This window comes from Streptomyces sp. NPDC054932 (assembly GCF_053610205.1).
Genome location: NZ_JBSGXU010000073.1, coordinates 26037 through 37371, shown reverse-complemented (window position 1 = coordinate 37371; position 11335 = coordinate 26037). Strand labels below are relative to the sequence as shown.

13 protein-coding genes and 1 pseudogene are annotated in these 11335 nt (G+C 69.1%); 5 read left to right on the top strand and 9 right to left on the bottom strand.

The annotated features are described in order from the left end of the window. Nucleotides 1-338 precede the first annotated feature (338 nt). Together ACWGE1_RS20805 and ACWGE1_RS20800 are read right to left on the bottom strand one after the other, a co-directional pair. A complete protein-coding gene (locus ACWGE1_RS20805) occupies nucleotides 339-578 on the bottom strand; it encodes a hypothetical protein (protein ID WP_453421962.1) in 240 nt (79 codons plus the stop codon). A 208-nt stretch (nucleotides 579-786) separates the two neighbouring features. After that, nucleotides 787-1035 carry a hypothetical protein gene (locus ACWGE1_RS20800; protein WP_453421961.1) on the bottom strand — a complete coding sequence of 83 codons (249 nt, stop codon included), beginning with the start codon at nucleotides 1033-1035 and terminating at the stop codon, nucleotides 787-789. A gap of 563 nt (nucleotides 1036-1598) precedes the next feature. Between ACWGE1_RS20800 and ACWGE1_RS20795 the strand changes: the two genes are divergently transcribed. Beyond that, nucleotides 1599-1859: a hypothetical protein gene (locus ACWGE1_RS20795; RefSeq protein WP_453421960.1), complete on the top strand. Its 261-nt coding sequence runs from the start codon at nucleotides 1599-1601 to the stop codon at nucleotides 1857-1859. A gap of 82 nt (nucleotides 1860-1941) precedes the next feature. On the opposite strand, the gene ACWGE1_RS20790 is transcribed toward ACWGE1_RS20795, so the two are convergent. Beyond that, nucleotides 1942-2574 carry a hypothetical protein gene (locus tag ACWGE1_RS20790; protein ID WP_453421959.1) on the bottom strand — a complete coding sequence of 211 codons (633 nt, stop codon included), beginning with the start codon at nucleotides 2572-2574 and terminating at the stop codon, nucleotides 1942-1944. A gap of 246 nt (nucleotides 2575-2820) precedes the next feature. Between ACWGE1_RS20790 and ACWGE1_RS20785 the strand changes: the two genes are divergently transcribed. Beyond that, nucleotides 2821-5343: a Helicase associated domain protein gene (locus ACWGE1_RS20785; protein ID WP_453421958.1), complete on the top strand. Its 2523-nt coding sequence runs from the start codon at nucleotides 2821-2823 to the stop codon at nucleotides 5341-5343. Nucleotides 5344-5376: 33 nt separating this feature from the next. On the opposite strand, the gene ACWGE1_RS20780 is transcribed toward ACWGE1_RS20785, so the two are convergent. The 3 genes from ACWGE1_RS20780 to ACWGE1_RS20770 form a co-directional block, all read right to left on the bottom strand. Continuing rightward, the gene (locus ACWGE1_RS20780) at nucleotides 5377-5808 is read right to left on the bottom strand and encodes a VOC family protein (RefSeq protein WP_385164440.1); all 432 of its coding nucleotides are present in this window, start codon (nucleotides 5806-5808) and stop codon (nucleotides 5377-5379) included. 69 nt (nucleotides 5809-5877) lie between these two features. Continuing rightward, nucleotides 5878-6255: a hypothetical protein gene (locus ACWGE1_RS20775; RefSeq protein ID WP_453421957.1), complete on the bottom strand. Its 378-nt coding sequence runs from the start codon at nucleotides 6253-6255 to the stop codon at nucleotides 5878-5880. 234 nt (nucleotides 6256-6489) lie between these two features. Further along, on the bottom strand, nucleotides 6490-6687 hold the full coding sequence (locus tag ACWGE1_RS20770; protein WP_189747530.1) for a CsbD family protein: 198 nt from the start codon (nucleotides 6685-6687) through the stop codon (nucleotides 6490-6492). A gap of 577 nt (nucleotides 6688-7264) precedes the next feature. Between ACWGE1_RS20770 and ACWGE1_RS20765 the strand changes: the two genes are divergently transcribed. Continuing rightward, on the top strand, nucleotides 7265-7540 hold the full coding sequence (locus ACWGE1_RS20765) for an isoamylase early set domain-containing protein (RefSeq protein WP_453421956.1): 276 nt from the start codon (nucleotides 7265-7267) through the stop codon (nucleotides 7538-7540). A 49-nt stretch (nucleotides 7541-7589) separates the two neighbouring features. Continuing rightward, on the top strand, nucleotides 7590-7850 hold the full coding sequence (locus tag ACWGE1_RS20760; protein WP_453421955.1) for a hypothetical protein: 261 nt from the start codon (nucleotides 7590-7592) through the stop codon (nucleotides 7848-7850). A 643-nt stretch (nucleotides 7851-8493) separates the two neighbouring features. Here ACWGE1_RS20760 and ACWGE1_RS20755 read toward each other — a convergent pair. After that, a complete protein-coding gene (locus tag ACWGE1_RS20755; protein WP_453421954.1) occupies nucleotides 8494-8907 on the bottom strand; it encodes a hypothetical protein in 414 nt (137 codons plus the stop codon). Between the two features lie 218 nt (nucleotides 8908-9125). Beyond that, nucleotides 9126-9581 (bottom strand): WD40 repeat domain-containing protein, encoded by a 456-nt coding sequence (locus tag ACWGE1_RS20750; RefSeq protein ID WP_453421966.1) that lies wholly within the window; start codon nucleotides 9579-9581, stop codon nucleotides 9126-9128. 3 nt (nucleotides 9582-9584) lie between these two features. On the opposite strand from ACWGE1_RS20750, the gene ACWGE1_RS20745 reads away from it, so the two are divergent. Continuing rightward, nucleotides 9585-9899, top strand: coding sequence for a hypothetical protein (locus ACWGE1_RS20745; RefSeq protein ID WP_453421967.1), 315 nt, complete (start codon nucleotides 9585-9587; stop codon nucleotides 9897-9899). A 29-nt stretch (nucleotides 9900-9928) separates the two neighbouring features. On the opposite strand, the pseudogene ACWGE1_RS20740 reads toward ACWGE1_RS20745, so the two are convergent. After that, a pseudogene (locus ACWGE1_RS20740) lies at nucleotides 9929-11281 on the bottom strand (IS3 family transposase). Between the last annotated feature and the right edge of the window lie 54 nt (nucleotides 11282-11335).

Below are 11335 nucleotides of genomic sequence, written 5' to 3'. Positions count from 1 at the left end.
AGCGCGGACATCGAAGGGGTGTCCGCTGACGCTCCCACCCCTTCTGGTCCTTCCGGCTCCGCCTCCAGGACCTGGGCCCGCTGCCGCGGGCCGGCTGGCAGCAACGAGGGGCCGGGGGTGGTCTGTCGGGTGCTGGCGGCAGTGTCAGTGGCCCCGGCTAAGGTCCGCTTCGACGGGGTCGGTGGCGAAGCCACCAGCACGGGAAACCCAACGGCATAAACCTCCCGGTCTGCGCGGGGGTGGTCACGGCCTAACCGGCGCCGGGGAAAAGGGCCACGCGAACGCTTGCCAGCGCCGACCCCGTCCAACCCGATTCAAGGGGCGGGGGGCGGCTCTGCCTACTGCCGCCTGGCTTCATCCTCCAGCCGGTCCAACTGCGCCTTGGCCGACTCCTTGCTACGCACCAGCTTCCATGTCTCCTTCACACACTCCCAGAACGCAGCCATGCCCATGACTCCGAAGAGCAGCCGGAAGGGAAGCCACCAGCCTTCCTCAGCCACCCCGACACCGCACAGGCCCACGCCCACGAACAGGGGCCCCACGATCTTGCGCAGCCACAGCTCGAACCCGTCCAGCAACTTCCCCACCCCAACCCGAACCGAGCCCACACCCGATCTGGGTGACGCTTCGAGTGCATGATCCGGTAGCCGGGCCAGCCGTCTCCCATCGGGCGGAGCAGGACGGAGAAGCCTAGACGACCGACGCAACCGGTCCCGGTGCATCATGCCTGGCAAAGCACACCCCGCCGTACAGCCGGCCTCCTCCGACACGACCCCACACCCGTGTTCAGGGAGCGAAGTACCAGCAGTACAAGCCGCATCCAGCCCTGACCGCCTCCCGGGCGAGCACCCCAACTGCCTCAAGAATGCCCGCAGCCTCCTCACGCGTGACCTCATCGTCCACGCGTGAATCGAGAGCCGCCCACCCCTCAGCAATCTCCCCCAGCCGCAGGGTGCCGGCCCCGGCGAGCAAGGCCCGCAGGCCTGCGCCCACCTCGAACACTCCGAAACCGTCATTCGCTATGGGAACCACCATCCGCGGCTCCCCCTGCACAACTGTCGATGGGCTCGCCGGTAAACAGGCTCTCCCACTCCAGTACTGCCTCATCCGGGAAGAACCCCTCGAACACGACCGCCGGGAGGCCGTGACCCCGATACCGGGGACCCGTCCCGGCTGCCGTCACATCATCCGGAGCAACGAAAAACTCGACGGTGATAGCCATAACAAGATCATGCCAGGCACAAGAACTGGGCTGACCGCCCTGCCAGACCCCTCAGCGCCGGCCTGCCCGGAGCGACGCCCCCACGGCTGCACTCCAGACAAACTCCACTGACGCTCCGCCAGATGCCCGTGCGGGCCGATCTCTGGACGCCCACATGCGGACATCCAGAGTGAAGGGACGGCGCAAGCGCCGCCGGCCCGGTGGCGCTTGCGCGCCACCAGATGTCCGCGCAGGCTCGGACATCGAAGGGGTGTCCGCTGACGCTCCCACCCCTTCAGGTCCTTCCGGCTCCGCCTCCAGGACCAGGCCCCGCTGTCGCGGGGCTGGCGCCTGCATGATGGACCGGCAGATGAGATGAAGAACGAGTGGGGGCGCCATGAGCCGGATCAAGCGATGGACGATCATCAGCGCGACACTATGCGTGGTGATATGGGTTGCCGTCGCCGTCATCATGCTCAGCCCTGCCGCCCAAGGCGTCCAAGATGCCCTGGGGAAATGGATCAAAGCCCTGGCCATGGCACCCGCAGTCATCTCACTGACCGGCTTCTGGGTCATCGGAGCAAGCGGCGGACCCCAGGACGGCACATGGGGCAGCACCCCCGGCCCCACCTACGACGGCAACGAGGGAACCCACTGACCCCGTGAGCCGCCGGCCGCCCTCCAGGACCTGGGCCCGCTGCTGCGGCCGCGGCCGCAGCAAGAAGAAGGGGGATGCCTGGCTACGGGGAGGGGGGTGACGGGCTCTGATTGAGATTCTGGGCGGGGAGCCAGCCGGGATCTTGCAGCAGGTCAGGCCGACGTGTACTGGAGGTGATGCCGAGGTCTCTTCGCATCTCATCCCGCAGAAAGGTCAACCGGTCCCACAACTCACCCGTGCGTCTTTCCAGCTCACCCATGGCAGCTTCCCGGTCGGGCGTGCCCTTGCACAGCTTCTGTACCAGGCCGTACGTCTGACGGAGAGAGCCGTTCACCGGCCCCAGCGCATCGAGTACCTCATCGGACACGGTCATGTGAGCTTCTGCGTGCTGTGAAACGTAGGTTGCCCAGACACTGTCCAGGGTGGCGAGTGTCCCCGGCTCGACTCCCCCGGTCCCCTGGAGTTCGATACTGCATGAGACCAACGCGTCCCTTGCCGTACGAGCTGCTGCGTTCATCTTCGCGTAGGACGCTTTACGTCCCTCGAGGAGCTGACTGTCCCGAGCGTGCTTGCGGTCCTCCAGCCGGTGCCGGTCCGCACGCTCGTGCTCCTCTCTGCGGAGGCGCTCCGCGCTCCGCTGCGTCAGCAGCACCGAAATCAGTGTGATCAGGCCGCCCGCCACAGCAGCCCCAAGGGTGATCAACGCTGCCCCCATCGGCTACCCCCTTCCATCGGCTCATTCGCCCGTGCCGTGCTTCCCTCCCCGAAATCCCTCCCCCCACACATCCGGATCCGGATCCGGCGGGCCTGCCCCACGGCTCGGCCAGAGGTGTACCCCTGATCTCCCGGGGCAGGGTTGCATCAGCCTGGGGGTCAGTATGATGCACTGTGTAGCACCCCGAGAATATTGCCACCTCCTACCGGCGGGTTCACCGCCGCATGAAATTCCGTGGAGCGTCGAATGCAGAAGACGGGTGACATCGTGCTGCGGCCTCACCAGGAGGAGGCGGTCGAGTCGATCGTCCGGGGGCTGGACATTCCGCCGGGGAAGCGGATTCCCGAGGCCGGACTGCGGGCCACGGTGGTAGCGGCGTGCGGGACCGGGAAGACCGTCATGGCGGCTGCGGCCGCACTCCGGCTCGCCCGGCACGGTCGGGTCCTGGTCCTCCTGCCGACCCTGGACCTCCTGACGCAGACGGTGCGGGAGTGGCGGCTCGCCGGGCATACCGGGCCCGCGGTCGCGGTCTGCTCGCTGGAGGACGACCCGCAGCTGTGGCAGCTCGGCGTGCGGACGACGACGTCGGCGCCTCAGCTGGGGCTGTGGCACGGGCGCGGCCCGGTGACGGTGTACGCCACATACGCCTCCCTCCCCGTCATCGCCGAGGCCCACGAGGGCGCGTACGGGCTGCCGATGGACGTCTTCGACCTGGTCGTCGTCGACGAGGCGCACCGCACCTCCGGTTCCGCGGGGAAAGCCTGGGCGGATGTCCACCGCCAGGACGTGATCCCGGCGATGCGCCGGTTGTACATGACCGCGACGCCGAGGATCTGGATGGAACGTCCGCCGCGGTCTCAGGCGCAAGAGCGAGAGGCCGAGGAGGCGCGTCGGCTCGCGGAGGCGAAGGAGCGCAGAGAAGCGGAGGCAGAGGGGCGGGTCTACGTCGGTCGGCCGCGCTGTGACCGGCTGCCGAAGGAGCTGGCGTGCTCGATGGACGACGAGAAGGTGTTCGGGCCGGTCGTCTACGAGCTGTCGCTCGCATCGGCTATCTCCCGCGGGCTTCTGGCGAAGTACCAGATCGTGGTGGCGGAACTCGCCGACCCCGTCGTTACCCCGGACCGGCTGAACAGCGTGGAGCGGTACGAGGAGCAGCTGCGCGGCGAGCGCCTCGCTGCGATGCAGACCGCGCTGCTGGAGACCATGGCCGCCCACGGGCTGCAGACCACCATTACGTTCCACCATCGGACGGTGGAGGCGGAGGCCTTTGCGGCTGGGCTCGACCGTGTCGCGCGCCGGCTGCATGCGGTGGATCCGGGGCGGCATCCGGAGCGGGTGTGGTCGGGGTGGCTGTGCGGGGAACACGAAAGCACCCACCGACAGGCGGTCCTCGCCGACTTCGGACGCCGGGCCGGACGCGCCGTACTCAGCAACTGCAAGGTACTGGGCGAAGGCGTCGACATCAGAAGCGTGGACTCGGTAGCCCTCGTAGACCCCAAGGGATCAGCCGTCGACATCGTCCAGGCCATCGGCCGCGCCCTGCGCCAGCATCCCGGCCAGGGCAAGACGGCCACGCTGGTCGTGCCCGTCTTCCTCGCGCCCGGGGAAAAGCCAGAGGACATGCTTTCCTCGAATTCGTACCACCCTCTCATTCGGGTCCTGGAAGGGTTGCGGGCGCACGATGAAAAAGCTGTAGAAATGCTCGCTATTCCGCAGGAGAACCAGAATAGGGTCGTCAACCCGTCCGTGCCGGTCGGGAAGGTGCCTGGGGAGGGCGAGGAGGAGTCCCGGCTGCTGCTCCGCTTCGCGGCGCCCCGCGACCCGGCGCTCATCGCGAAGTGGATCAGCTACCAGGTGATCAACACCGAACGGCAGGACTGGCGCCGGGGCGCGGAGGCCGCGCTGCGCTACCGGGCGCGCGAGGGTGATCTCGACGTTCCCTACGAGCACGTCGAGGCCGAGGGAGCCTTCCCGCTGGGGCGGTGGCTGTCCGACCAGAGGCGCGCCTACCGGGCCGGGGCCATGACCGGCAAGCGGGCGGCCGAGCTGGAAGAGCTGGGGATCGTCTGGGACACCGCCGACCACGGCTTCGAGACCAACCTCGGCGCAGCGCGGGCCTACCACGAGCTGCACGGGACGCTGGCCGCGCCGCGGCACGCCACCATCCTGGACATCGCGATCGGGCAGTACCTCACGAACATCCGCCGCCCCGGCGGACTGGGCAAGGACCCCGACCGGGCCCGCCGGCGGGCCGCCGCGCTCACCGCCATCGACCCCGACTGGAACCCCCGCGAGCAGGGGTGGACGGTCGACTGGCAACGCCACTACGCGTACCTGAAGCAGGTCCTGGCGACCGGTGCGCGGCTCGAGGACGTCGTGCCGGGAGTGACCCTGCACGGTGAAGACATTGGACGCTGGACCGCCACGCAGCGGCGGGACTGGGGCCGGCTGAACGAGGAGCAGCAGCACCGGCTCGCCGAACTCGGCGTGACCAAGCCCCCACGGGCCCGCCAGGCGACCGCGAAAACCGCCACGGCCACCGGGCCGCGCGCGAGCGGTACCGCGTTCCAGACGGGTCTGGAGGCCCTCCAGCAGTACACCGCGCGAGAAGACCGGCTACCGGGGCGCGCCAGTGTGCAGGAAATGCCCGACGGTGACATCCACCGCGTCGGAGTGTGGCTGGCCAACCAGAAACAGCGCCGCGACCGGCTCAACCAGGCGCAGCGCGCTGCGCTCGCCGAGCTGGGTGTGGACTGGGCTGCCGGATAGGGGTGGGGTGGCCTGTCAGTGCCGCCCCACCGCTCAGCGCTGGTCGGTCAAGCTCGCGGCGGTGAGGTTTTCGTCAATGACGGCCAGGGTGAACGCGTGGCCGGCCGGGTCGGCGTAGCGCCGCAGGGTGGTCCGGCTGCCCGGCAGGCTGCCGTCGTCCTCCGCGGCCACCGGGCGCGCCCCCAGGGCCACGGCCTCGCGCTCGGCCTCGTCGAGGCTCCGCTGCTTCACGAGGATGCACACGTGGGCCTGTTGGGAACCTTCCGGGAGCGGCCAGCTCGGCGGTATGTGGTCGGGGTCCCGGCGGACTCCGAGGACTACTCCGGTGCCGCCGGTGATGAGGAGGAGCTCCCCGTCGCCCGGTGCCGGTCCTGCCGAGGCACCGAGCAGTTCGGCGTAGAACTGCGCCAGCAGCTCGGGCTCGGCGCTGTCGAGGACGAGAACGGCTGTCTTGGGTACGGTCATGCCCCCCGCGTGCCCGGTGTCGGCGTCCGTACACGGGGCGTGCGTGGCCGGACGGCCGCGCACGATGCCTCAGGAGCGGATGCGGAGTGCGACCTCTCGTTCCTGGTCGCCCGATACGGCTCCCATGTCCTCGACCGTGAAGTTGCCGTCGAGGGCGGCCTGTACCCGCTGCACCGCGCGGGGGCCTCCCTGGAGGGTGACGCTGACCGCGTCCTTCACCCGTACGGGTGCCGCCTGGCGCTCGGCCGGTTCGGCCGGCTTCGCCGCGTCGAGGATCGCGCTCCACACGGTCACGGCCCGGCCGCCTTGCGCCGCTCCGGCCGCCCCGGGCTCTGCGGGAAAGGAACGTTCGAGCAGGTCGAGGACGGCGTGCGCGTCCTCCTCGGAGCAGTCGCCGACCGCCACGACCACTTCGGCCACCGGGATGTCCTTGTCGTGTCCGTCCATCAGGGGGACCTCTCTCGTGCGTGCGGCATCGGTGCGGAGAACGTGAAAGGGGGATCCGGAACCTCCCCGCTCCGAACGTGCCACAGGGGGTGGGGGCCCGCATCATTTGTCTCTGCCTATGGGAGGGCGGATGGCGCGGGGCCGCGCCGGGAACATGACGCGGCCCCGCTACGCCGGAGCGCCGGGGGCCGCATCGTGGTCACCCGCGAGCCGCGAGGGACTCGCCGGGCGGTGTCAGGTCCTGTCGCGCTTGTCGCGCAGGGAGTCCTGGATGCCGCGGGCGCGCTCCTCGGTCTCGCTCAGGGCTTCCTTCGCCTTGCCCTTGGCCTGGTCCGTCTTGCCCTCAGCCTTCAGCCGGTCGCTGCCGGTGATCTTGCCTGCGGCTTCCTTGGCCTTGCCCTTGGCCTGGTCCATCTTTCCCTTGTCAGCCATGTGAACTCCTTGATGGGGTGTCTCAACCCGGCCCAAACTAGATGAAACCGGACTCTTGCGCGCGGCGGCATCGCTGGTTGCCGCGGCGTCGACGGCGGTGGTTACCAGCGGTACCAGCGTCCGCCGCCGCCACCGACACCCACCCCGCCGACGACAGGAGCCCCCGGCCGGACTTCCGGCCGGGGGCTCCCGCGCGAAGACACCCCCGCCCGGCCGGAACAAAGCCCGTCCTCGTGACACATGTGCGGCGCACCTGCCGCACCATCGGGGGCCGCGGCACCCCGTCCCACAGCCCGCGCGCCCTTCGTCGCGCCGACATCAGGAGGCGGTCCGCACCGGCGGACCGCCCCTTCGGCGAACGCGGCGCGCATCGGTGGCCCTTCTCCCTACACGCCTGCGGTCCTGCCGCGTGCGAGCTGCGCACATGGCGGGCCGGCGCCCGCGTGCCACGTTCTCCATGAACGAAGCCAGCGTGCGGCGGCCGGGTGACCCAGCGGCGGCGTCAGTGCGCACGGCTCCGGTCCTGCACCGAGCATGGACTCCTACCCCCGCTCCCCCTGTCTGTCAGGAGCCTTTCGTGCTGGAACGCGCCCTTCGCAAGAACACGGCCAGGGTCACATTCGTCCTGCCCTCCGACACCCCTGCGGCGGAGGTGAGCGTCGTCGGTGACTTCAACGACTGGCGTCCCGGGGTTCATGCCCTGACTCCGCGCAAGGACGGCAACCGGGCGGTCACCGTGGAACTGCCCACAGGCCGCAGCCACTCCTTCCGCTACCTCGCGGCCGGCGACCACTGGTTCAACGAGGAGACCGCCGACGGCCAGGACGGTCCCAACAGCCTCATCCACACCTGAACGCCGTCCTGCGGGCACTTGGCCTCCTGCGGGCGCAGAAGGCCTCCGCGTGAATGATCAGGGCGAGGAAATGCTGGCCCGCGTCCGCGCGGTGCTGTCCGACGCCGGCGAGGAGATCGCCACCGGCTCCGAAGGCGTGCACCCGATCCGGCACGCGCGCGGAGTGGTCGGCTGGCTGCCCGAAGACATCAGCCCACCGCCCGGCGGCGCGGCTCCCGCCGCGGCCGCCGCCCCTCGCCCCACGATCTGGCGGGGCTGCGGCACGCCTTCGGCCTCGCCATGGCCGCAGCGCTCCGCGCAGCCGGCCTGACCGTGGAGACCCGCGGCGATGAATGGCTCCTGGTCCTCTTCGACCGCCCCACCGACGCCCCACCCCCGCAGGTCGCGGGGCCGGCGGGCTGACAGCGCGCCGTCACGCTGCCGGTGGCCGGCACACCAGGCACGCCAGGCACAAAGCAGGTGCCCGACAGGCCGGAGGCCGACAGCCCGGCAGCCCGGCAGCCCGGCAGCCCGGCAGCCGCCTTGTACTGGATCCGGTGACCGGTGGCCGGTCGGAGCCGGAAAGGGTGATGCTGCCGACCGGGGGCGGTGACCGGCGACGTGTGACGGCTGCCGGACCTGCCCGCGGTCGACAGCGCCACGGGGCCGGGAGCAACCCATCCGAAGGCAGCTCCCCACAGCCGCTATTGCACCCCTCTTCCAGGTGCGGCCCGGCGTTGACGCGCTGATACGGGTGTGAGCCGCACCCGGACAGAGTGCTCGCATCCGGGTGCTGAGCCGAAGCTCGTGGTTGTCACCGGCAGAGCCGGATGACGTGGCGAACGAGACCGAACGAAGCAGCGTGGTTGTCACCAACGAGGCACGCGGCTTGTCACACATGCTCGTTCAGCAGCGCTTCTGTCACCGGTACCGCGACCGGCTCCGTTCACGCCCGTCGGCTACGGCGCTAGTGATCATTCCACTGTCAGTAAGAAGATCACTGTGCCCAGGATGAGGAAGATCCCGCCCAGGAGGACCGCGATGACGAGCGTGCCGGCGACACGGGCAATCAACATGCCCCAGAACTCCGCCCGCCGCCCGTCGGGCGTGTCGGTGCGCCAGTCCGACGGGATGTCGACGCGTCCCTCGGCGATGGCCGGCGCGGCCCTGTGCACGTCTCCCGGATGGAAGTAATAGATCGTCGGCTCCGCCCCCCAGGTGCCCCGGTCTTTCCCGCCGACCCTGCGGACGCGGACATCCGCACGATAGGCGACACCCGACAGCCAGTCCTTACGCACCGGCCACAGCTTCGCGACCTCGTCACTGCTGAGCCAGGGCTCCTCCTCATGCGTCGACTCTGGTGTTCCCGGATCCGGCGTGTGCGGCATGCCTCCCCCTCGATGCAGCAGGCCTCCAGTACACATCCGCCGCCCCGCATGCCGATAGAGCGCCTGCGGTACGGCGCGATACGGGACAGGGCCGGCCGCCCCTTCCCGACCGTCAGGCACACGCGCCACGCCGACACCCCGCCGGAAGGATGAGGAACTGCACACAGTGCATCGCCGGGCGGAACTGCCCAGCATCCGGGAGTTGATAAGTACGGAGATCAGGTGAGGAGAGCGAAGAGGTACACGCCCCGCTCTCCTCCTGCTGCCAGCTCGTGATCAACTTCCCCCCAAGCACACGAGTACAGCTCCCCCTCGGCTCGTACGACGGCGACGGTACGTCGTTCCGCAACATCCCATACCCGTAGCGTTTTGTCGTAGCTGGCGGTGGCGAGCCATGTGCCGTCCATTGCGATCGCCACTGTCCGTACCCAGTCGGTGTGGCCGGCAAGGAGAAGGATGGAGCAACTGTCAATACTTGTGGATCGGTTGCCCTTGGTCAGAGGTGTGAAGCGCGTCGGGATAGAGGCTGGAGTTTGCGGGTGTGAGGCAACATTCAGTCGACGTCTGGCGCCGGATCGGTTGAGGTCCCGCCGTGCTGCACGACGCCCCGACAGAGGCACAGCGTCGATCTCCGCGCGAGCTGGTGCGGCGATACAACACCTGAAAAGCTGCATTGCATGGCCATAGCAAAAAAAGGAACTCGGGTTGTTGTCGTCGACGGGGAGCGCTACCGCTGGGTGGTCGCGCCCAACGACGAGCCTGGCGTGGTGATCGTCGTCCTGCATGAGGAAGTCGATGGACAGCGCATGGTGACGTGGGTTGAGCACGGCGTGGTGGTCGCACCGGGGTTGGTTGCCGGAGCCATCCGAGACGCGTTGCTCCACCACGGTTGGACACCTCGGCTACGTCGCAGGCAGCTCACGTTGCGGTGTCTGGTGAGGAATCCGACCCCCACGAATCTGAAGCTGATCGCTTGGCCGCCCGCGGCTTGAGCGAGCGGCTCGTCGACCGTCGAGCTCGGTCAGGCCGCGGCGGGCGCGGGCCGCTCGACCGGCTGACCATGTTCAAAGCGGGCGCCGGCTCGGACGAGGGCGACGAGGTGGGGTGCGGTGACCGCACGCCAGCGTGCCCGGGCGGACTCCACGAGCTTGAAGACCATGGCGAGGGCGGCGGTCGGGCTGCCGGCGCCGCGGGTGACCTTGGTCCGTAGCTTCACTGTGGAGAAGGTCGACTCGATGGGGTTGGTGGTCCGCAGGTGGATCCAGTGTTCGGCGGGAAAGCGGAAGGCGTCGAGCCTGGCCTCACGCTCGCTCGACCATGCCTTCCGGCCTTTGAGCGGCTCCCTCTTGAAGGCGGCGTTGAAGCTTTCCGCGGCGGCGTTGTCTGCGCTGGACCCGATCGCGCCCATGCTCTGCCGGACCCCGGATGACCTGCAGGCTTCAGCGAAGGCCCTACTCGTATATTGCAAACCGTGATCGGTGTGCATGATCGCTCCAGCCAGGCTCCCGCGGGTTCGCTCGGCGGCCGCCAGGGCATCGGTGACGAGCTCGGCTCGCATGTGATCGGCGATTGCCCATCCGGCCAGCCGTCGTGAGGCGAGGTCGATGACGGTCGCGAGGTAGAGCGGCTTCGCGCCGCTGACCGGCAGATACGTGATGTCGCCGACGTACTTCGCGTTCACCACGACCGCAGTGAAGTCACGTCCGATCAGATCCGGCGCCCTAAGCGTCGCATGGTCCGCGACGGTGGTCTGATGCCGGCGGGCGCAGACGGGACCCCGTCAAGTCCGATGGTCCGCATGATCCTCGCGACGCGTTTGTGGCTGATCCGTATCCCTTCGTCGCGGAGTTCGACAGTGATTCTGAGGGCTCCGTAGACGCCGTCGGAGTCCTGGTGGACCTTGCGTATCCGGGCCGCGAGCCCGGCCTCGGCGGTCTGCCGGGCCGCTCTTGCATCCGCGGTGCGGCTCCAGTAGTAGAAGCTCGAGCGGGAGAGGCCGAGGATGTCGCAGAGCCGCTTCACGCCGTGGCGGCGCTGGTGGTCGTCAACGAACCGGCAGCGGTTCGCCAGCGCGTCTCCGTCGCGAAATACCGGGCCGCCTTGCGGAGAATGTCGCGCTCTTCCTCCAGCCCACGGATCCTCTTGCGTGCCTCGGCCAGCTCCGCCTGAACGTCGTCACCGCCCGTCTGCATGGCGGCCGGCGGTGCGGAGTGGGCGCCGGGCCGGCGGCCGTCGGCGGCCCTGATCCAATTCCGCAACGTCTCGGTGTTCACCCCGAGATCACCGGCGACCGACCTGATCGTCGCTCCCGGCCTCGACCGGTACAACGCGACCTGTCCGCCTTGAACTCGGCGGGATAATGCTTCTTCCCCACGGAGACTCCGTTCTCCTGGACCATCAAGATCCGAGTCTCTCCGGTGTCCAAAAC